The sequence below is a fragment of the Methylobacterium sp. CM6257 genome (assembly GCF_054611515.1).
This window is the reverse complement of the sequence record NZ_CM137735.1, coordinates 2,011,252-2,031,859: the sequence shown is the minus strand read 5'-3', so window position 1 is coordinate 2,031,859 and position 20,608 is coordinate 2,011,252. Positions and strand designations below refer to the sequence as shown.

Here is a 20,608-nt window from a genome sequence, read left to right as displayed (position 1 = left end):
TATCGGATCGACCGGCCTCCCATGCCGGCCCCGGAGAGCCGATCCCCGGTGGGAGGGTGACGCGTCCAGGCGCGTTGGGGTTTATGAAGCCAGGAAAATCGGTCAGTTGAGGCGCAGTGACGAAGCCGCCGATGGAGCCGATGCAACAGCCGACAAGCGTGTCCGTCGCGGACCCTACACGCCTCGGGCACGAGCGTTACACCGCCCTGGTGCGCGCCGTGGCGACCGTCGTCTGGACCGCGACCCCGGATGGCTCAACGCGGGTGGGTGCCGACTGGACGCGCCTGACGGGTCAGAGCGCCGAACAGATGGTCGGCTACGGCTGGCTCGATGCCATCCACCCCGAGGACCGCGAGCGCACACAGGAGGCTTGGCGCACGGCAGTGCTGCATCAGGGCGTCTTCGACACGGATTACCGCATCCTCTGCGAGGATGGCATCTACCGCTGGTTCAATGCCCGCGGTGCGCCCGTGCTGAACCGTGACGGCACGATTCGCGAGTGGGTGGGGATCTGCCTCGCGATCACCGGCAGCAAGCGCTTCCAGGTGGACGGAGCGTCGGCTCTTCATCAGCGGGAGCGGATCACTGCCGGGCAGGTCAGGGCGGCGCGCGCGATCCTCGGCTGGAGCATCGCGGATCTCTCCGCCAAATCGGATTTGTCGCCCTCGACGATCGCCCGGATCGAAGACGAGACGCGCTGGCAGACCATCCGCCTCTCGAACCTGAACGCCGCCCGTTCGGCCTTCGAGGCCAGCGGCGTCACGTTCACGTGGACGGCCGGCGGCGAGGCCGGGCTCCACCTCCGGCAGCCCCCCGAGTCGTGATGCCCGCCGGGGCGAATCCGGGTTGCTCGGGAGAAGGCGCACGCGCGGCGCGCCTCCCCAGCATGGTCGAAGCCCGCGATGCGGGCTTGGTCCTCAGGCCGCTTTGACGCTGGACAGGAAGGTGCCGACCTCCTGCGTCAGGCTCTCCGTGTGACGCGCCAGTTCCTGGGCCGCCCCGAGTACCTGGGTGGCGGCGGCACTGGTCTGGCCGGCCCCCTCGCGCACGCCCGCGATGTTCCGAGTCACCTGCTCCGTGCCGCGTGCTGCCTGCTGGACGTTGCGGGTGATCTCCTGCGTGGCCGCGCCCTGCTCCTCCATCGCGGCCGCGATGCTGGCCGCGTAGGTGGACATATCGGCGATCACGCGGCTGATCTCGCGGATGTCGGCCACCGCCTCCTCGGTCGCGGTCTGGATTTCGGCGATACGCTCGCCGATCTCGCCGGTCGCCCGCGCCGTCTGCCCCGCAAGCTCCTTCACTTCCGTGGCGACCACCGCAAAGCCCCGGCCCGCCTCACCGGCTCGTGCCGCTTCGATGGTGGCGTTCAGCGCCAGCAGGTTCGTCTGCGCCGCGATGGTGGAGATGATCGACACGGCACTGCTGATCCGCTCGGCTGTGCCGGCCAGACGCTGCACGGTCGCGTCCGTATGCTGGGCTTTCTCCACCGCCATGTTGGCGATCTGAGCCGACTGACTGACCTGATGCACGATCTCCTGCACCGAGGCCGCCATCTCCTCGGAGGCGGCGGCGACGGTCTGGACGTTGGCCGAAGTCTGCTGAGACGCGCCGGCCACTGCCATCGTCTGCTGCGTCGTCTCATCGGCGGTTTCCGTCATGGACCGGGCAGTAGCCTCCATTTCGGTCGCGGCGCCGGCGAGGCCCTGTGTCAGGACGGAGACGCTGCGCTCGAAACGCTTCGTGAGGTCGTCGAGCACGTTCGCGCGGCGCATCTTCGCCTCGTTCTCCATCTCGCGAGCCGCCGCGAGGTGACGCGCCTCGATCGCGTTCTCCTTGAAGATCTGGAGCGAGCGCGCCAGCGAGCCGACCTCGTCCTTGCGCTCCGTGCCGAGCACCGCAACATCGAGGTCACCCGAGGCGAGGCGGTCCATCGCCCCTGTCATCGCCACGAGCGGCCTTGTGATACCCAGCACCGCAATGGCCGCGAGCACGCCGACCGCTCCGATCAGGCCCAGCACCGCGACGAGGGTGAGCGTCTGGGTTGCCGATGCCGCGACCGCGGAGGCGTTCGCCTTGGCCGTTGCCAGATCGCGCTGATTGCTGGCGACGCGCTCGGTGACGGCTTCGACAAGCTTGCCGCGCGCTGCCCGGCCCGCGGTGTTCGAGATGCGAGTGGCTGCGTCGTTGTCGTTCTTGAGCCCGAGCGCGACCGCCTTCTCCGAGGCCGTGAAGAACTCGTCGATGAGGCGCTTGATCCCCTCGTTGGCGGCACGGCGCTCGGGTGTGTCAGCCATCGCGATCAGCCGATCTATGTCCGCGTAGGCGGTCTGACGTGCCTCGTTGTAGCCCTCGCTTTGAGCGGCCATGCGGGCGTCATCGGTCTCGATGATAATGTTCTTCTCGCGGATGGTAGCCTCATCGATAGTTTTCGCGAGTCCGAGTGCTGTGACCAAGCGGTTCGCACTCACGTCCACAATGTGCTGCGTGTTCTGATCCAACATCGTGAGATTGGATCGCGCCAACATGATGAGGCCTGCTGTAACAGCAACCAGCAGCAAGGTTGGTATCGCAAGCTTGATGATCAACTTGAGATCGTTGAGGCGCTTCATGGCGGAACGTCGTGGGACAGTAATACCGATCCGAGCACCGCCCAGAGCGCTCAGGCTGTCTCATTGCCCCACAGCCGCTTTAACGAACCCTTTCCGTGACTGGTATTTGGTCAAAATTCGCTGAAATGAATGATATTGTACTTTTATATCCGGCTTCTGCGGTTGGCGAGGACGAAAATAGATCGAAGTTGTTAATCTATGTTCGACAAGGTGGCGGCGGGTCGGGTGAGATCGGTGACGTGCGTCCGGCCCGGTGAGGCCATGCATGTATCCGCTGCACCCGAACGAGCCTGATCGCCTCAGTGCGCTTGAGGATCTGGACGTGATCGGCTCAGGTCACGAGCCGCGATACGATGCGATCTGCCGCTTGGCTCAAGCCCTTTTCCAGGTGCCAATTGCCGTCGTGTCCCTGGTGGGCGAGTCCGAGCAGCGGTTCAAGGGTCGCTGCGGACTCGATATCGAGGGGACGCCGCGCGAGGCTTCCTTCTGCACGCACACCATTCTCTCGGACGAGATCATGGTCGTCGAGGATGCGACGCGGGATGTGCGGTTCGCCGCGCTTCCACTCGTCGCCGGCGAACCGCACATCCGCTTCTATGCCGGCGCGCCGCTGGTGCTCGCCCCCGGCATTCACCTCGGTGCGCTGTGCATCAGCGACCGCGTGCCGCGCACGCTCTCGCAGGACCAGCGTGACCAGCTTCGCGACTTGGCGCAGGTCGTCGTCGCGCAGCTTCGTCTCGCCCGGGCCGAGCGGAGCGCCCGGGAGAGTGCTGCCGGCTACCGGCTCCTGGCCGACAACACGACCGACCTGATCGTGCGCTGCGATCTGGACGGAACCCGCCGGTACGTATCGCCGGCGGCCAGGGGGCTGCTCGGCTACGAACCGGACGAACTCGTCGGCACGGAACCGTTCGCCTTCCTGCATCCGGACGACGCCGGCGGTTTTGCCGCTCTGCTGGAGAAGCTGAACAGGGGGGACGTTCTCCAGGCTGTCCGTCAACAGCGCTACCGACGCAGAGACGGATCATGGGTCTGGATCGAGGCCACGATCAGCCTCACGCGCTGCCCCGAGACGGGCAAGCCCGACGGCTACGTCGCCGCGTTGCGCGATATCAGCAGCCGGAAGGCGGCCGAGGACGCGCTGCGCCAGAGCGAGGAGCGGCTGGCCCTCGCGGTCGAGAGCGGGAATGACGGGCTCTGGGACTGGAGCGCCGATGCGCAGACACTCTGGTTCTCTGACCGCGTGCTGACGATGCTCGGCTACGATGCGGACGAGATTGAACCGGGCGTGAAGACCTGGGAGAATCTGATCCACCCGGAAGACTTCGAACTGGCGACCCGTGCCTTCTTCAATCATCTGAAGGGCAACACCCCCGTCTACGAGTGTGAGCATCGCCTCCGGCGCAAGGACGGCACCTATGGCTGGGTTCTGGCGCGCGGGCGCGTGGTCAGCCGCGATGCACGCGGACGCGCGCAGCGCGTGATCGGCACGCATATGGACATCACGGAGCGGAAGGAGGCCGAGCAGCGGGTCGCCCACATCGCGCGTCACGACGCCTTGACCGGGCTGCTCAACCGGACGCGGTTCCGGGAGTGCTTCGACGAGATCCTCGCCGGTCTGGACTCGTGCGGACGGCACTGTGCGCTGCTCTACCTCGACCTAGACCGCTTCAAGACCGTCAACGACACGCTGGGTCACCTCGCTGGTGACGCGCTGTTGCGTGAGGTCGCAGGCCGGTTCCGATCCGTGATCAGCGACCATGACATGGTCGGGCGTCTGGGCGGAGACGAGTTCGTCGTCCTGCAGGTGAGCGGCGCCGGTCAGTCGGCGGAGGCCGCGGCTCTGGCGGAGAGGTTGGTCGGGATCCTCAATCGGCCGATTACGATCGAGGGCGACAGTATCGAGATCGGCGTCAGCATCGGGATCGCCCTGGCACCCCAGGACGGGCTGGACGCCGACACGCTGACCAAGCGTGCCGATCGCGCGCTCTACCGGGCCAAGGCCGAGGGCCGGAACACGCACCGCTTCTACGAAGCCGTGATGGACGAGACCGCGGAAGAGAAGCGCAGGCTGGAACTCGACCTGCGCGGGGCCCTGGGGCGCGGCGAGTTTGAGGTGCATTACCAGCCCATCGTCGGTGCCGCAGACGGGCGCGCATCCGGCGCCGAGGCTCTCGTCCGCTGGCGTCATCCCAAGCGCGGTCTCGTCTCCCCGGCGGATTTTATCCCCCTCGCCGAGGAAACCGGCCTGATCGTCCCGCTCGGTGAATGGGTTCTGCGCACCGCCTGCGCAGAGGCGGTCGGCTGGCCCGACGAGATGCGCGTCGCCGTGAACGTCTCGGCGGTGCAGTTCCGGCATGCACAGGTCGCGGAAATGGTGTGCAGCGCCCTGGTCAGTTCCGGCTTGCCGGCGAGGCGCCTGGAAATCGAGATCACCGAATCCGTGCTGATGCAGGACGGAGCGGACGTGACCGACGCTCTGCACCGCCTGCGTGCTATCGGTGTCCGGACGTCGCTCGATGATTTCGGCACAGGCTATTCGAGCCTGAGCTATCTCCGGCGATTCCCATTCCACAAGCTCAAGGTCGATCGCAGCTTCATCCAGGCACTGGCCGATCCCGGCACGCGCTCGATCGTTCGGGCCATCGTGAGCCTCGGCCATGGTTTGGGCATGACGGTCACGGCCGAGGGGGTCGAGACGGTCGATCAGCTCGAACGCGTGCGGAAGGAAGGCTGCAACGAGGTGCAGGGCTACCTCTACAGCAGACCGCTCCCAGCCTCGCAGTTTCGGGCCTTGATCGCCGCGGGTCGGGGATCCGAGCTGGCCGCTTAGTCGTCCGGATCGGACGTCCTGCCAGTTGGTCGAGGGATGCTGCTCGGGTTGGTGCGGACGGCGGGACTCGAACCCGCACGGCCTTGCGGCCGCAAGATTTTAAGTCTCGTGCGTCTACCGGTTCCGCCACGTCCGCATGGCTCTCTCGGTAACGGGGGCCGGGAGCGCGATCAAGCGGGGGGCTTCCAACCGTAGAGCCAGGCGTAACGGTCGCGCATCCCGTCGGGGCCGAGGCGCGCCATCACGGCGTTGCGGATGAAGGCCACCAAGCCGCCGGCATGGTAGGTGCGGCCATTGTCGCGGGCGGCCCTCTGCACGCGCCGGACGCGGCCCGTCCGGGCGGCCGCGAAGGCGGCCAGGGCCGCGGGCACCTCCGCATGGTCCGCCAGCGCGCGCGTCAGGACCGCGGCATCCTCGATCGCCAGCGCGGCACCCTGGGCGAGGTAGGGCAGGACCGGGTGCGCCGCGTCCCCGATCAGCGCGACCCGGCCGCGGGCGATCGGGCGGGCGACGGCCCGGTCGGCGAGCGACCAGACCAACCAGGAATCCGGGAGATTCAGGAGGTCGCGCAGGGGGCCCGCACAGCCGCGGAAATGGGCGCGCAGTACGGCGGGTTCTCCGAGCCGGCCCCAATCCTCGTCACCCACCGCTTCGGGAACCACCGCCACGACGTTGAGGAACTGGCCGTCCCGCACCGGATAATGCACCACGTGTCGTCCACGGCCGAGCCAGAGGCCGGTCGCGGCGCCCCGCAGCGCCTCCGGCGCCGCGTCGATCGGCACCAGCGCCCGCCATGCGGCGGCACGGCTGGGTCGGAGCGGTGCCGCGTCGAGATGGGCGCGCAGGCGCGACCGCAGGCCATCCGCGCCGATCACGAGGTCGAAGCTCAGCTCCTGCGGGCCGCTGGCACTCTCGGCGGTGAGAATCGCCTCGGAGGCCGTCTCGGCGAAGCCCGTGACGGTGCGGCCCATCATCAGGCGGATCGCCGGCCGGCTGCGCAGGGCGTCGAGGAGAAGCGTCTGCAGGTCGGCGCGGTGGATCACGTAGTAGGGCGCGCCGAAGCGCTGCTGCGCCTTGGCGCCGAGCGCCACCGCGCCGATCCGGCGGCCGCTGTCGAGGGCGCGAACCTCGACCCCCGGCGGCTCGCTCGCGGCCCGGCGCAGGGCTGCCGAGAGACCCAGTCCGGCGAGGATCCGGCTGGCATTGGGCGAGATCTGGATCCCGGCCCCGACTTCGCTGAACCCGGTCCGGCGCTCGATCACCGTGACGGCGTGGCCGGCATCCGAGAGCGCCAAAGCCGCCGTGAGTCCGCCGATCCCGGCCCCGACGATCCCGATACGCAGAGGTCGACTGTCCGAGGACACCGGGCGGGCGCGCCTACTCCGCCGCGAGCTTGGCGTCGTCCTGCCAGACGCAGGCCTGCGGGTCCGCCTCGTCCGCCTTCAGGCCGGGCCGGTAGCGGTAGAGGGTCGAGCAGTACTGGCAGATGATCTCGGTATCGGCGCCCATGTCGAGGAAGACGTGCGGGTGGTCGAACGGCGGCAGCGCGCCGATGCACATGAATTCCTTCACCCCCACGGCGATGACCGGCACGCCCGGCTCATTGTGGAAGTGCGGTACCGCCTTGCCTGCCATCCGGCCCTCGCCTCACCCGCTCCGACCGCGCGGCGAATCTGCCTGCGCACGTCCGGGCGTCTCGCGGCCGCTTATGCCGCCAGCCCCGCGGCCGGCGCAAGCCTCGCCCGACGCGACCCGGTCCGGCGCTTGGCCTGCCGCGCCGCGCACCGTACATAGGTGAGGCTACCGATTTACGACGCCATACAAAGCTTCGATCATGCAACAGGAACAGGCCAGTGCGCAGGGTGCGCGCCGCGCCCCGGAGCCGCCGATTCACGGCCCGGAGGGGTTTGAAGGCATGCGCCGGGCGGGCCGCCTCACGGCCGAGGCTCTGGACCTGCTGATGGAGGCGACGCAACCCGGCGTCACCACCGAGGCCCTCGACCGGCTCGCCTACGAGTTCGCCATGGATCACGGCGCCTATCCGGCGTCCCTGCTCTACCGCGGCTACCCGAAGTCGATCTGCACCTCGATCAACCACGTCGTCTGCCATGGCATCCCGAACGACAAACCCCTGCGCGAGGGCGACATCGTCAACCTCGACATCTGCCTGATCCTCGACGGGTGGCACGGCGATTCGAGCCGGATGGCCTATGTCGGCGAGGTCCCCCGCAAGGCGCAGCGCCTGTGTGAGATCACCTACGAGGCGCTCATGCGTGGCGTGGCGGCGGTGAGGCCGGGCGGCTCCACCAACGACATCGGCCGGGCCATCCAATCCTACGCCGAGAGCGAGCGCTGCTCGGTGGTGCGCGACTTCTGCGGTCATGGTCTCGGGCGGACATACCACGACGCGCCGACCATCCTGCACTACGTGGAAGCGAGCTACGACGTGCCATTCAGGCCGGGGCAGTTCTTCACCATCGAGCCCATGATCAATCTCGGTCGCCCGGCCGTGAAGGTGCTCGGTGACGGCTGGACCGCCGTCACCCGCGACCGGTCCCTGTCCGCCCAGTTCGAGCACACTGTGGGCGTGACCGAGACCGGCGTCGAGATCTTCACGATCTCGCCCAAGGGGCTGCATCAGCCCGTCAACCCCGCGGCCTGACCGGCCGTGACGGCGCTGCCGGAGGACGGTGAGGCGGGGCTGTTCGCCGAGAGCGCTGCCCCCTCACCGGCGGCGAAGGAGGCGCCGCACTATCATGGTCACCGCGACCGCCTGCGGGAGAAATTCGCGGCGCTCGGCGGAGACGCGCTGCCCGATTACGAACTGCTGGAACTGGTCCTGTTCCGCGCGATTCCCAGGCGGGACGTTAAGCCGCTCGCGAAGGCCCTGGTGCGCCGCTTCGGCAGCTTCGCCGAGGTGGTGAGCGCCGAGCCCGCGCGGCTGACGGAGGTCGAGGGCATGACCGCCGGGATCGTCTCCGACCTCAAGGTGGTCGAGGCCGCGAGCCGACGCCTCGCCCGGGGGGCGATCCGCGAGCGGGAACTCCTGTCCTCCTGGGGGGCGCTCAGCGAGTATCTGCGCGCCACGATGGCCTTCGCGCCGCGCGAGGAGTTCCGCGTCCTGTTCCTCGACAGGCGCAACTATCTCATCGCCGACGAGGTGCAGGGGCGCGGTACCGTCGATCACACGCCGGTCTATCCTCGGGAGATCGCCCGCCGGGCGCTGGAACTCTCGGCGACCGCCATCATCCTGGCCCACAACCATCCGTCCGGCGATCCGACCCCCTCCTCCGCCGACGTGGCGATGACCCGCGAGATCGTGGCCGTCCTGGCACCGCTCAAGATCGTCGTGCACGACCATGTCATCCTGGGTCGAAACGGGCACGCCAGCCTGAAAGGCCTTAAGCTCATCTGATCTTCCGGCCGCCTTGAGCGTTGTCGAGCGCGCATATAGCCATGATCGAGTGGCGCGCCTCTTGCCTCAAGAGCGGGAGCGACAGGGAGGAGCGAGATGGCGTTGACGGCCTTCGACGAGATGAACGGGATCGGTGCCGCCGATCCGGCCGCCGTCCGCGATGCCTACGGCAAGCTCAAGACCTGGCTCGAGACGACGCCGCCTGAGCACTTCAACACCCGCCGCAGCCAGGCCGAACTGCTGTTCCGGCGAATCGGTATCACGTTCGCGGTCTACGGCGACAATGAATCCACCGAGCGCCTGATCCCGTTCGACATCATCCCCCGGGTGATCACCAAGCCGGAATGGGCCTTCCTGGAGCGCGGCCTGAAGCAGCGCGTCACCGCCATCAACCTGTTCCTGAAGGACGTATACGGCGCCCAGGAATGCATCAAGGCCGGCATCATCCCGGCCGATCTCGTCTACCGGAACGCTCATTATCGTATGGAGATGCGCTCGTTCCGCGTGCCGCACGACCTCTACGTCCACATCGCCGGCATCGACATCGTGCGGACTGGCGAGAACGATTTCTTCGTCCTCGAAGACAATGCCCGTATCCCGTCCGGCGTCTCCTACATGCTAGAGAACCGGGAGGTGATGCTGCGCCTCTTCCCGGACCTGTTCTCCAAGCACCGGGTCGCCCCGGTGGAGAACTATCCGGACGCGCTGCTCGCCACCCTGCGCAGCCTCGCCCCGGTATCGGCCACCCGGGACCCCACGGTCGTGCTGCTGACCCCCGGCCGATACAATTCGGCCTTCTACGAGCACTCGTTCCTGGCCGACAAGCTCGGCGTCGAGCTGGTGGAGGCGTCCGACCTCTTCACCAAGGACGACGTGGTCTACATGCGCACCACAGAGGGGCCGCGCCGGGTCGACGTGATCTACCGCCGCCTCGACGACGACTTCCTCGATCCGCTGGTCTTCCGCCCGGATTCGGTTCTCGGCGTGCCGGGCCTGATGAATGCCTACGAACGCGGCTCCGTCACCCTCGCCAACGCTGTGGGGACCGGCATCTCCGACGACAAGGCAGTCTACAGCTACATGCCGGAGATCGTGAAGTTCTTCACCGGCGAGGAGCCGATCCTGCACAACGTGCCCACCTACCGCTGCCGCGAGAAGGATGCCTTCGCGTACGTGATGGACAATCTGGCGGACCTCGTGGTGAAGGAGGTCAACGGCTCGGGCGGCTACGGCATGCTGGTCGGCCCGCATGCGAGCAAGCGCGAGCTCGACGACTTCGCCAAGAAGCTGAAGCACGCTCCGGACGGCTTCATCGCCCAGCCGACCCTGTCGCTCTCCACCTGCCCGACCTTCGTCGCCTCCGGTGTCGCGCCGCGTCACGTCGATCTGCGCCCCTTCGTGCTCTGCGGTGCCGATCAGATCCGCATCGTGCCGGGCGGCCTGACCCGGGTCGCGCTCAAGGAGGGATCCCTGGTGGTCAATTCGAGCCAGGGCGGTGGTACGAAGGATACCTGGGTGCTCGACGCCTGAGGTTCATGACGTCCGGACGTTCCGCGGCGCGGACTTTGGGGTCCGCACGACTTGGCTGAAGACAGATGCTCTCCAGGACTGCCGACAACCTCTTCTGGCTCTCGCGCTACGTCGAGCGTGCCGACTTCGTCGCGCGCATCCTCGACGCGGCGCACCGGCTGGCCTCGCTGCCGACGAGCTACGGCGGCGGCGAGACCAATGAGTGGGAATCGGCGCTCGCCTCGGCGGGTGACCCGGATGCATTCAAGACCCATTACAGCGCGGTGAACGCCGACACGGTCTGCGACTTCCTGGCCTTCAGCCTGCACAACCCGTCGTCGATCCGCTCCTGCATCGAGGCGGCCCGCGAGAATGCCCGCTCGGTGCGCACCGCGCTCACCACCGAGATGTGGGACGCGATCAACGGCGCGTGGCTGGAACTGCGCAACTACGCCGGAAAGGACCTCAACCGCGACGAGTTCGGCCGCTTCCTCGACTGGGTGAAGACCGTCTCGCTGACCTTCGACGGCTCGGCCTTCCGGACGATGCTGCGCAACGACGCCTTCTGGTTCACCCGGCTCGGCACGGCGATCGAGCGCGCCGACAACACAGCCCGCATCCTCGACGTGAAGTACCAGATCCTCCTGCCGCACGACGAGACCGTGGGCGGCAGCCTCGACTACTTCCAGTGGACCACGATCCTGCGCGAAGTCTCCGCCTTCAATGCCTATCACTGGGTCTATCGCGAGAGCATCAAGCCGCTGCTCGTGGCGGACCTGCTGATGCTCAACAAACAGATGCCGCGCTCCTTCGCCAACTGCTATGGTGTGATCGTCGAGTATCTCGACCTCATCGCCGATGCTTATGGGCGTCGGGGTCCCAGCCAGCGGCTCGCCGGCAACATGCTGGCGAAGCTGGAGGCTGAAGATATCGACCGGGTGTTCGCCTCGGGACTGCACGAGTTCGTCGAGGCGTTCATCGCCGAGAACAACAAGGTGGGCGAGGCGATCGCCAAGCAGTATCTGGTCGGCTAGACCCTCAACCTGGATCTCGCATCCAGGACGGGGTGTAGTCTCTCGTTTATGCAGCATCGCTTCCGAAAGCCGGCAGCCACCTGTCGGGATGATGCTCTGAGGAAGACGGACAGGACGGCGCATGCGCATCCGCGTGGTCCACGAGACCATCTATACTTATGAGCAGCCGGCCCGCGGGCTCGTCCAGGTCCTGCGCCTGACACCGCGCGACCATGACGGGCAATACGTCCGGAGCTGGCGGATCGACACGACCGTCGACGGTCGGCTCACCGCCCGCGAGGACGGGTTCGGCAACATCGTCCACTGGTTCACCCCGGACGAGCCGTCCGATGCCCTCACCATCCGGGTTACCGGCGAGGTCGATACCGACGACACACACGGGGTCGTGCGCGGCACGGTGGAGCGCCTGCCGGATGAGTTTTACCTCCGCGACACGGATCTCTGCGCCGCGAGCCCGGATCTGCACGTCTTCGCCGAACGTGTTGCCACGAAGGGTGACGCCGCGCCGCTGGCCCTGCTCCATCGTTTGATGGGCGCCGTGCACCGGAGCGTGACCTACGCGCCGGGCCCGGCGGCCAATGGCGTCCCGGCCGGGCGGGCCTTCGCGGCCGGCCGAGGTGTCTGCCAGGATCTCGCCCATGTGTTCATCGCCGCTTCCCGCCATGTCGGCCTCCCGGCCCGGTACGTGGCGGGCTATCGTGCCCGCGACGACGGCCAGGCTGAGGTCGAGGCGCCGCACGGCTGGGCAGAGGCGCTTGTGCCGAACCTCGGCTGGGTGGCCTTCGACCCGTGTTTCGACGTCAGCCCATCGGAGAGCTACATCCGCGTCGCGACCGGACTCGACTATCTCGGGGCCGCGCCGATCCGTGGCAGCCGCACCGGCGGCGGCACCGAGACGCTGGACGTGAAGCTCCGGGTCGAGCAAGGCAGGGCCGCCGCCCAATCCTGATTTCCGAGACACCGGTCCGCCGGCCGCACGAGAGCCCGAAGACGATGACCTACTGCGTCGGTGTCCTGGTCGAGGAGGGGCTCGTGATGGTCGCCGACACCCGCACCAATGCGGGTCTCGACGACATCTCGACCTACCGGAAGCTCCACCACTTCAACGTGCCGGGCGAGCGGGTGATGATGCTGGCCTCGGCCGGCAACCTGTCGATCACGCAGTCGGTCCTGAGTTTGCTGCAGGAGGGCCTGCCCGGCGAGGGGGACGAGCCGGCACAGAAGCTCGTCGAGGCGCCGACCATGTTTCAGGCGGCGCAGCTCATCGGCCGGGCCATTCGGCGGGTGCGGTCGATCGAGCAGGACGGATTCGAGGCGGCCAACATCCGGTTCTCGATCTCGCTGCTGTTCGGCGGCCAGATCGGCGGCGGCGACATGCGGCTGTACCTGATCTACTCGGCCGGGAACTTCATCGAGTGCAGCACCGACGCGCCCTTCCTCCAGATCGGCGAGCATAAATACGGGAAGCCGATCCTAGACCGGGCGATGAAGTACGAGACCGACCTCTACGATGCCCTCAAGGTGAGCCTCGTGTCGATGGATTCGACCATGCGGTCGAACCTGGGGGTCGGCCTGCCGATCGACATCGCGGTCGCCCGCCGGAACGCGCTCAATCTCGAGGTGAACTACCGGATCGAGGCCGGCGAAGGCTATTTCCACGATCTGCGCGAGCGCTGGTCGGCGGCGCTGCGGGCGGCGCACCGGGCAATCCCGCGGCCGCCCTACGGGCCGTCGGACAAGTAGGATTTAGGCCCTCGGACGAACGTGCGGCCTCGACTCCAATCCGTACCCGCATCCAGAGGTGCGGTGGACCCTCCTCGAGAGAGGGCTCCCTCGAGGCCTTCTGCCCTGCGGCATCTCCGGATGAGGGTTTGGGTTGGACGATTCGGGTTCCTCGTCGGAGACGATCGGGACCTTCAGGACCAAGCTCCGCTCCAGGCCTTCAGAAGTACCCCAGTGACGCCGACCGGATCGTCGGCGCGCATCAGGCCACCCATGAGAGCGATTCCCGCCGCGCCCGCCGCGCGGCATTCCGCGACCCGTTCCGCGTCGATGCCGCCGAGAGCCACCACCGGAAGATCGGACTCCCGCGCCGCCGCGAGGCCGTCCGGACCGAGCGCCGGGCCGTAGCCCGGCTTGCTGGCCGTGGCATAGATCGGGCTGAGGGTTACGTAATCTGCGCCCGCGGCCGCTGCCCGGGCGGCTTCCTGGGGGGTGTGGGCCGACACCCCGATCAGAGCCACCTCCCCAAGCACCGCCCGCGCCGCTGCGATCGCCTCCGGACCCGAGGCGCCGCCGAGATGCACGCTGTCGGCGCCGAGGGCACGCGCCAGCGCGACGTCGCCGCCCACCGTCAGGACTCCGCCAGCGGCCCGCACGCGCTCGGCCACGCTCTCGCCGAGGCGTCTGCGCGCCTCCGGCTCCAGGTCGCGGTCGCGGAACCAGATCCAGCGGCCGCCACCCTCCAGGATCGCCCGGACGGTCTCGGCGAGCGGCCGCGCATGCCCGTGCCGGTCCGTCACCGCCAGGAGCGGTGACGGCAGCACCCTCACGAGCCGACGAGGCCGAGCTGCGGGCTCGAGGGCTCGGCACGACCGCGGCGCGGGATCCGGCCCGCCAGATGCGCGTCGCGGCCCGCCTCGACGGCCCGCCGCATGGCGCGGGCCATCCGCACCGGGTCGTCCGCCTTGGCCACCGCGGTGTTGATCAGGCAGGCGGAGGCGCCGAGCTCCATGGCGATCACGGCGTCCGAAGCGGTGCCGATTCCCGCATCGACCACCACCGGCACATTGGCCCGGCGGCAGATCAGCTCGAGGTTGGCCGGATTGGCGATGCCCATGCCGGACCCGATCAGCGAGCCCATGGGCATCACCGCGGCGCAGCCGAGGTCCTCCAGACGCTGGCAGACGATCGGATCGTCGTTGCAGTAGGGCAGCACCACGAAGCCGTCATCCACGAGGTGGCGGCAGGCCTCGATCAGCTCTGCGACATCCGGGTAGAGCGTCTCGCGGTCCCCGATCACCTCGACCTTGATCCAGTTGGTGTCGAGCGCCTCCCGGGCAAGCTCGGCGGTCATGATCGCGTCCCGGGCGGTCTCGCAGCCGGCGGTGTTCGGCAGGAACCGCTTGTCCTTCAGGATCTTCACCGTGTCGGAGCCGTGGCCCTGGAGCGAGACCCGTCGGATCGAGGCGGTCACCACATCGGCGCCGCTCGCCTGGACGGCGTCGCGCATGATCGCCTGCGTCGGATAGCCGGCAGTGCCGATGAACAGCCGGGACGACAGCCTCACTCCGGCGATGGTGAGGCTGTCATCCCCGTTTTCGGGGTGCAGCGGCGTGACGGTGGTGTCCATGCTCAACCTCCCTGCATGGCGCGGACGATCTCGACGCGGTCGCCGTCGGCGATCGGGGTCTCTCCCCAATCCCGGCGGCGCAACACGCGGCCGTTCAGCGCGATGGCGACCCCCTGCGGGCTCTCGATGCCGCTCTCCTCCGCCTCAATGCGGAACAGGGCGTCGATGGTCTCGGCTTCCCGCTCGCGCGGTTCGCCGTTGATGAAGAGTCTCATGCCGAGGCCCTCCGGGGCTCCGGACGCGCGAACCGCGCCCGAGTGAACGGACGGGCGACTTCCGGGAGCGCCCCGTCCGTCACCAGCCCGGCCACGGCATCGGCGGTGACCGGGGCGAGCAGATAGCCGTTGCGGTGGTGACCCGTGGCGGCGACCAGACCCGGCGCGAGCGTGTCGATGATCGGCGCGTCGTCGTCCGAGGTGGGGCGGTAGCCGCTCCACACCGCCTCGACCTCCATCTCCTCGATCCCAGGCAGCACCCGCCGCGCGCCTTCCAGCAGCGCGTAAAGGCCGCCGGCGGTGACCCCCGGCCGGAAGCCGCAATCCTCCACCGTGGCCCCGACGATGAGCTGCCCATCGCTCTTCGGGGCCATGTGGACCTGCTCGGTCCAGACCATGCGGCCGAGCGTTCCGGTGCGGGCGGTGGTGCGCAGGGCGAGGGACTGCCCCTTCAGGGGGCGCACCGGCAGGGCGAGGGCCTCCGGCAGCAGGCCACTCTCCCCGCTCCAGGCGCCGGAGGCGAGAATGACGGTCTCAGCCGCGACGCCGCGATTCCCGGCGCGAACGCCCGTCACGCGACCCCCCGACCAGTCGAGGGCGGTCACGGCAGTCCGCTCCACCACGGCAACGCCGGCCCGCCGGCAGGCTTCGGCCAGAGCACCCATGACGAGGCGCGGATCGACCTGATGGTCGAGTGGGCAATGGACCCCCGCCGTCACCGAGGGGCGCAGGCCCGGTTCCAGGCGCCGCACCTCGCTGCCCGGTAGCCAGGTCGCGTCGAGGCCGGAGCGGCGCTGCAGGTCGTAGCGGAAGCGCAGACGCTCGACCTCGTCGCGGCCGACGGCGAGGACGAGGGTGCCATCGGGGCGATAATCGATCGCAAGACCCGCATCCGCTTCCAGTTCGTCGCGGAAAACCGGCCAACGCCGGAGCGAGGCGAGGGCGAGGGGCAGCAGGGGATCGGAGCCGGGCTCGTGCTCGGCGGCCGGTGCCAGCATGCCGGTGGCCGCGAGGCTCGCGCCCGCCCCGACCGTCTCCCGCTCCAGGACAACGACAGAGCGGCCCGCGCGGGCCAGCCGCCAAGCGGTGGACAGCCCGATCAGGCCGCCGCCGATAACGGCGATGTCGGCCCGCGCCGGCAGGCTCGCATACGTGGGGTTGCCGTCCGGGCTGCGGCGACGTCCGATCGGTGACTCTGGGCGGTCCAAGGGCACGCGCAACTCCGCGGGGTTCCGTCGCGGAGATCGGGCCGTCTGCTTCGGTGAGAAGCTGTGGCCGGCCCTTAAGGCGGCCGCGGTCCAATCCCTACGCCGGTATGAGCCGGATCAGGTTCGAAGGATTTCCGCGCCGCAGGTCCTGACGGACGTGCCAGCGGTTTCTCAGCCCCTTGCCGGGGATCTCCCTGGAACGGTCACAGATTTGGTCCGCCGCACGCCGTCGGTCAACCCCGCCGGCGCCCGGGCTCGCTTGCCCGCACGACAATCGATCGGTTGCGGTCACCGCCTGGACACCAGTTCGGACGAAATCCCGCGTGCGCACGCGACAGCTGGGCACAGAGCACGATCCCTTCATGGCTCGTCGGCCTCATTCCCCCATCGCTCACTCGGAGGCGGGACGTCGTGCGCACAATTCTGGTCCTCTGCACGATCGGCTTCCTGTCAGCCGCCGCTGTGCAGAAGCTGCGGGACCGGCTGTCGCCCGATCCGGTTGCGCCGTTCGCGACCCGCATGTCGACTCCGGACGGGCCGGCCCTCGCCGGCGTCGCGCTTCAGGCGGGGCGCGGCGGCCATTTCTTCGTGAATGCCCTGCTGGACGGCCGCTCTCTCCCGATGATGGTGGATACCGGCGCGACCCATTGCGCCTTCTCGGAGGAGGATGCCGCCCGGATCGGGATACGGGTCGGACCGGCCGATTTCACGCGTGTCTGGAACACGGCGAACGGGACGGTGCGGGTAGCACCGATCCGGATCGGGATTGTGCAAATCGGATCGATCACCGTTCACGACGTCGAGGCGGTGGTGATTCCGCGTGGCCGCCTGTCCACCAATCTTCTGGGCATGTCGTTTCTGAGCCGTCTCCGCGACTTCAGCGTCACCGGGACGACGCTGACGTTGCGGGGCTGATCGCGCTCAGTTCGGATTGCGCGGGCGCAGGAACTTCGGGCGGAACACCGCCATGGGCTCCTGAAAGCCGCTGAGCCTGTGCTCACCCAGTGGGATCGGATCGCCCCAGAGGAAGTCGACGAAGGGCTTCGACATCAGCAGCGGCTCGCCCAAGGCACGGTTCAGCTGCGCGAGGCGGCTCGCCAAGTTCACGTCCCGCCCGATCACCGTGAAGTCGAGCCGCGAGCCCGACCCCACATTGCCGTAGGCAGCCTCGCCGTGATGGAGCGCGATGCCGGCGGCTACCGGCACGGGGAACTGGTGGAGGGCGTTGGCCTCGTCGAGGGCCGCTAGCGCGTGCTGGGCTGCCGTGAGCGCCCCCTTAGCCGCCCCGCCGAGATCGTCGCCGGATTCGCGAAAGATCGCCAGCAGGCCGTCGCCGAGATACTTCAGGACCTCGCCGCCCTCCCGCTCGATGGGGGGCACAAGGCAGTCGAAGAACACGTTGAGCAGGCCCACCACCTCCTCGGGCGTCATGTCGGCGGAGGTGCGGGTGTAGTCGCGCATGTCGGCGAACAGGATCGCCGAGCGGATCCGCGTCACCTGCCCCCGGCGGATGTCGCCCGCCAGGATCGCCCGGTGCGGCTCGTCGCCGACATAGAGCCGCAGCACATGGTCAAGCTGCTTGTTGAGGACGCGCATCTCCATCACGGCGGCGAGCGCCGGCATGACGAAGCGCAGGATCGCGATGTCATCGTCACCGAAGCCCTCCGGCGAGCGGGTCGCGAAGGTGATGCCGTTCTTCGTGCCGTTGGTGAAGAACAGCGGCGCCACGACGTAGCCAGTATAGCCGCCGGCCTTCAGGTCCGGGATGATCGCGTAGGCATCGTCCGGGGTCTCTGCGAGATCGAGGATCAGCCAGTCCCCGGTTTCGTGGACCGTGTGGAACGGGCTGTTGAGGTAGGCGTCCGTCGAGCGGGCGCCGTGCGGGAACAGTCGGACGGTGGTGCCGCCGTCCCGTGTCCAGATCCGGCCGACGCCGGCATATTCCGAATGCAGGGTGTCGATGGCCGTGGACGCCCGATCGACCGGAACGCCGATGGCGATCAGCCTCTCGGCGAGCCCCGCCAGCATATCCTCCGCGTTCGGCATCCGGGCACCCTCGCCCAGCAGCCAGTCACGGATGCCGACCGAGGGTTGCAGCGCCCCGAAGGGAACGTCGTCGGCCTCCGAGCCGTCCGCGAAGGCCGTCGGCAATCCGGGCGTTGACGGGCGGCGTTCGAGCATGGCGCCAGATGGGATGCCGCGGGGCGCCGATGCCACGCGGTTGACGGGAAAGCGCCGCGGCGTCGACCGCGGCGGGGGCTCAGTTGTCCAGGAAGCTCCTGAGCTTCCGGCTGCGCGAGGGGTGCTTCAGCTTGCGCAGCGCCTTCGCCTCGATCTGGCGGATGCGCTCCCGGGTCACCGAGAACTGCTGACCCACCTCCTCAAGGGTGTGGTCGGTGTTCATGCCGATGCCGAAGCGCATGCGCAGCACACGCTCCTCGCGTGGGGTGAGCGAGGCGAGCACCCGCGTTGTGGTCTCGCGCAGGTTCGACTGGATCGCCGCGTCGATCGGCAGGACGACGTTCTTGTCCTCGATGAAGTCACCGAGATGGCTGTCCTCCTCGTCGCCGATCGGCGTCTCGAGGGAGATCGGCTCCTTGGCGATCTTCAGGACCTTGCGGACCTTCTCCAGCGGCATGGCCAGCTTCTCGGCCAGCTCCTCCGGGGTCGGCTCGCGGCCGATCTCGTGCAGCATCTGGCGCGAGGTCCGGACGATCTTGTTGATCGTCTCGATCATGTGCACCGGGATGCGGATCGTGCGGGCCTGGTCGGCGATCGAGCGGGTGATCGCCTGCCGGATCCACCACGTGGCGTAGGTCGAGAACTTGTAGCCGCGCCGGTACTCGAACTTGTCCACGGCCTTCATCAGGCCGATGTTGCCCTCCTGGATCAGGTCCAGGAACTGCAGGCCGCGGTTCGTGTACTTCTTGGCGATGGAGATCACGAGGCGCAGGTTCGCCTCGATCATCTCCTTCTTGGCCTGCCGGGCCTCGCGCTCGCCCTTCTGGACCATGTTGACGATACGGCGGTACTCGCCGATCTCCAGGCCCGTCTCGGAGGCGAGATCGAGGATCTGGGCGCGCAGCTCCCCGACCTGCCGCGAACCCTTCTCGACCAGGTTCTTCCAGCCCTTGCCGCCGAGCGTCCCGACGCGCTCCATCCAGTTCGGATCGAGCTCGTAGCCCTGATAGTGCCGCAGGAACTCGTCACGGGCCACGCCGTGGCTCTCGGCGAAGCGCATCAGCCGGCCTTCGTGGCCGATCAGCTGCTTGTTGATCGAGTAGAGCTGACCGACCAGCGCCTCGATGCGGTTGTTGTTGAGCGACAGGGACTTCACGTCGGCGACGACGATGTCCTTCAGCTCGGCCTGCTTCTGGTCCTGGTCCGGGGTGTTCTGCTCGCCTGCTGCTTTCCGCTCGGTCCCCTCAGTCTGGAACTTGCGCAGCTTGCGATAGTTCGCCGCGATCGCGTCGAAGGTCTCCAGGACCCGCGGCTTGATCTCGGCCTCCATCGCGGCAAGCGAGACGTTGTTCTCGAGATCGTCCTCGTCGTCGCCGCCCTCCGGGGGGGCCGGCGGCTCGCCGTCCTCGGACCCCTCCTCGCCCTCGCCGAGCTGCGGCGCGTTCTTGCCGTCCGGGCCGGCATAGGTCGCTTCGAGATCGATGATGTCGCGCAGGAGGACCTTGCCCTCCACGAGCTCGTCCCGCCAGATGATGATCGCCTGGAAGGTGAGCGGACTCTCGCAGAGACCCGCGATCATCGCTTCGCGGCCAGCCTCGATGCGCTTGGCGATGGCGATCTCGCCTTCGCGGGAGAGCAGCTCCACCGAGCCCATCTCGCGCAGGTACATGCGCACCGGATCGTCGGTGCGGTCCGTCGGCTCCTTGGTGGTCGTGGTGACCGCGACGGCGCGCGTCGGCGCGACTTCGGCGACCTCGCCGCCCTCGGCCTCCTCTTCCTCCCCGTCAGCAGACTTCTCGCCGGCAGCCTCGTCGGTCTCCTCGGCCTCAACGACGTTGATGCCCATCTCGGAGAGCTGCGACAGCACGTCCTCAAGCTGGTCTGGGTCGGACTGGCCCTCGGGCAGGACCTCGTTGACCTCCTCGTAGGTCACATAGCCGCGCTTCTTGGCGAGCTTGACCATTCGCTTGACCGAAGCATCCGTCAGGTCGAGGAGCGGCCCGTCGGTCTGCTGCTCGGGGGCAGCGTCCGTCTCGTCCCGTTCCGTTGCCTTCGTCGCCATGATCAGCCTATTGTTTCGCATGAGGCGCGCTGCGGGGGCCGGGGAAGGCCGCACCACGCTGTCGGCGCCACTGTATGAGTACGGCGCCGGATCGCTCCGTTCGCCTTGAGTCGTCGGTTTCCGTATGCAAGCCTGAGGCTTGACCGATTGTTAACTATGGCGGGACGCTGCCCTCCGCCACCGCCATCGC

The 20,608-nt window shown here is 68.2% G+C and carries 19 protein-coding genes, 1 tRNA gene and 1 riboswitch; of the genes, 10 read left to right on the top strand and 10 right to left on the bottom strand.

All coding sequences use genetic code 11. The features are described from left to right. Window positions 1–140: 140 nt before the first annotated feature. A complete protein-coding gene (locus tag ACYCO6_RS09980; protein ID WP_459771608.1) occupies window positions 141–824 on the top strand; it encodes a PAS domain-containing protein in 684 nt (227 codons plus the stop codon). 93 nt (window positions 825–917) lie between these two features. Here the strand turns inward: ACYCO6_RS09980 and ACYCO6_RS09975 are convergent, their stop codons facing one another. Further along, window positions 918–2,366: a methyl-accepting chemotaxis protein gene (locus tag ACYCO6_RS09975; protein WP_459771605.1), complete on the bottom strand. Its 1,449-nt coding sequence runs from the start codon at window positions 2,364–2,366 to the stop codon at window positions 918–920. Between ACYCO6_RS09975 and ACYCO6_RS09970 the strand changes: the two genes are divergently transcribed. Further along, window positions 2,355–2,708 carry a hypothetical protein gene (locus ACYCO6_RS09970; protein ID WP_459771603.1) on the top strand — a complete coding sequence of 118 codons (354 nt, stop codon included), beginning with the start codon at window positions 2,355–2,357 and terminating at the stop codon, window positions 2,706–2,708. The two genes, ACYCO6_RS09975 and ACYCO6_RS09970, sit on opposite strands and share 12 nt — an antisense overlap. 268 nt (window positions 2,709–2,976) lie before the next feature. Next, a complete protein-coding gene (locus ACYCO6_RS09965) occupies window positions 2,977–5,442 on the top strand; it encodes a sensor domain-containing phosphodiesterase (protein ID WP_459771601.1) in 2,466 nt (821 codons plus the stop codon). Window positions 5,443–5,491: 49 nt separating this feature from the next. On the opposite strand, the gene ACYCO6_RS09960 is transcribed toward ACYCO6_RS09965, so the two are convergent. The 3 genes from ACYCO6_RS09960 to ACYCO6_RS09950 form a co-directional block, all read right to left on the bottom strand. Further along, window positions 5,492–5,578: transfer RNA gene (locus ACYCO6_RS09960), tRNA-Leu, on the bottom strand. Window positions 5,579–5,612: 34 nt separating this feature from the next. Further along, window positions 5,613–6,806 carry an FAD-dependent monooxygenase gene (locus ACYCO6_RS09955; RefSeq protein WP_459771598.1) on the bottom strand — a complete coding sequence of 398 codons (1,194 nt, stop codon included), beginning with the start codon at window positions 6,804–6,806 and terminating at the stop codon, window positions 5,613–5,615. A gap of 13 nt (window positions 6,807–6,819) precedes the next feature. After that, window positions 6,820–7,077 carry a zinc-finger domain-containing protein gene (locus ACYCO6_RS09950; RefSeq protein WP_459771596.1) on the bottom strand — a complete coding sequence of 86 codons (258 nt, stop codon included), beginning with the start codon at window positions 7,075–7,077 and terminating at the stop codon, window positions 6,820–6,822. 199 nt (window positions 7,078–7,276) lie between these two features. On the opposite strand from ACYCO6_RS09950, the gene map reads away from it, so the two are divergent. The 6 genes from map to ACYCO6_RS09920 all read left to right on the top strand — a co-directional run bounded on the left by map (window position 7,277) and on the right by ACYCO6_RS09920 (window position 13,143). Further along, the gene (gene map / locus ACYCO6_RS09945) at window positions 7,277–8,104 is read left to right on the top strand and encodes a type I methionyl aminopeptidase (protein WP_459771594.1); all 828 of its coding nucleotides are present in this window, start codon (window positions 7,277–7,279) and stop codon (window positions 8,102–8,104) included. A gap of 15 nt (window positions 8,105–8,119) precedes the next feature. After that, window positions 8,120–8,857 carry a RadC family protein gene (gene radC / locus ACYCO6_RS09940; protein WP_459773496.1) on the top strand — a complete coding sequence of 246 codons (738 nt, stop codon included), beginning with the start codon at window positions 8,120–8,122 and terminating at the stop codon, window positions 8,855–8,857. 96 nt (window positions 8,858–8,953) lie between these two features. Then, the gene (locus ACYCO6_RS09935; RefSeq protein ID WP_459771592.1) at window positions 8,954–10,387 is read left to right on the top strand and encodes a circularly permuted type 2 ATP-grasp protein; all 1,434 of its coding nucleotides are present in this window, start codon (window positions 8,954–8,956) and stop codon (window positions 10,385–10,387) included. A gap of 65 nt (window positions 10,388–10,452) precedes the next feature. Continuing rightward, window positions 10,453–11,400: an alpha-E domain-containing protein gene (locus tag ACYCO6_RS09930; protein WP_459771590.1), complete on the top strand. Its 948-nt coding sequence runs from the start codon at window positions 10,453–10,455 to the stop codon at window positions 11,398–11,400. Between the two features lie 121 nt (window positions 11,401–11,521). Then, complete coding sequence (locus ACYCO6_RS09925) at window positions 11,522–12,349, top strand: transglutaminase family protein (RefSeq protein WP_459771588.1); 828 nt, start codon at window positions 11,522–11,524, stop codon at window positions 12,347–12,349. Window positions 12,350–12,393: 44 nt separating this feature from the next. Further along, entirely contained in the window at window positions 12,394–13,143 is a 750-nt protein-coding gene (locus ACYCO6_RS09920) for a peptidase (protein WP_459771586.1), read from the top strand. 173 nt (window positions 13,144–13,316) lie between these two features. On the opposite strand, the gene ACYCO6_RS09915 is transcribed toward ACYCO6_RS09920, so the two are convergent. From ACYCO6_RS09915 to thiO, 4 genes are read right to left on the bottom strand one after another with little or no spacing between them, the layout of a single operon-like run. Then, complete coding sequence (locus ACYCO6_RS09915; RefSeq protein ID WP_459771584.1) at window positions 13,317–13,952, bottom strand: thiamine phosphate synthase; 636 nt, start codon at window positions 13,950–13,952, stop codon at window positions 13,317–13,319. Next, complete coding sequence (gene thiG, locus ACYCO6_RS09910; RefSeq protein ID WP_459771582.1) at window positions 13,949–14,752, bottom strand: thiazole synthase; 804 nt, start codon at window positions 14,750–14,752, stop codon at window positions 13,949–13,951. Before thiG ends, ACYCO6_RS09915 begins: the two co-directional genes overlap by 4 nt. Window positions 14,753–14,754: 2 nt before the next feature. Then, window positions 14,755–14,967, bottom strand: a complete 213-nt coding sequence (thiS, locus tag ACYCO6_RS09905) for a sulfur carrier protein ThiS (RefSeq protein ID WP_459771578.1) — start codon at window positions 14,965–14,967, stop codon at window positions 14,755–14,757. Continuing rightward, the gene (gene thiO / locus ACYCO6_RS09900) at window positions 14,964–16,181 is read right to left on the bottom strand and encodes a glycine oxidase ThiO (RefSeq protein ID WP_459771575.1); all 1,218 of its coding nucleotides are present in this window, start codon (window positions 16,179–16,181) and stop codon (window positions 14,964–14,966) included. The genes thiS and thiO overlap by 4 nt, the downstream gene beginning before the upstream one ends. Before the next feature lie 70 nt (window positions 16,182–16,251). After that, window positions 16,252–16,380, bottom strand: a riboswitch (TPP riboswitch). 206 nt (window positions 16,381–16,586) lie between these two features. On the opposite strand from thiO, the gene ACYCO6_RS09895 reads away from it, so the two are divergent. Then, a complete protein-coding gene (locus ACYCO6_RS09895; RefSeq protein WP_459771573.1) occupies window positions 16,587–17,090 on the top strand; it encodes a TIGR02281 family clan AA aspartic protease in 504 nt (167 codons plus the stop codon). A 6-nt stretch (window positions 17,091–17,096) separates the two neighbouring features. Here ACYCO6_RS09895 and ACYCO6_RS09890 read toward each other — a convergent pair whose 3' ends face one another. Beyond that, window positions 17,097–18,356 (bottom strand): adenylate/guanylate cyclase domain-containing protein, encoded by a 1,260-nt coding sequence (locus ACYCO6_RS09890; RefSeq protein ID WP_459771571.1) that lies wholly within the window; start codon window positions 18,354–18,356, stop codon window positions 17,097–17,099. Window positions 18,357–18,435: 79 nt separating this feature from the next. Beyond that, complete coding sequence (rpoD, locus tag ACYCO6_RS09885; protein ID WP_459771568.1) at window positions 18,436–20,418, bottom strand: RNA polymerase sigma factor RpoD; 1,983 nt, start codon at window positions 20,416–20,418, stop codon at window positions 18,436–18,438. Between the last annotated feature and the right edge of the window lie 190 nt (window positions 20,419–20,608).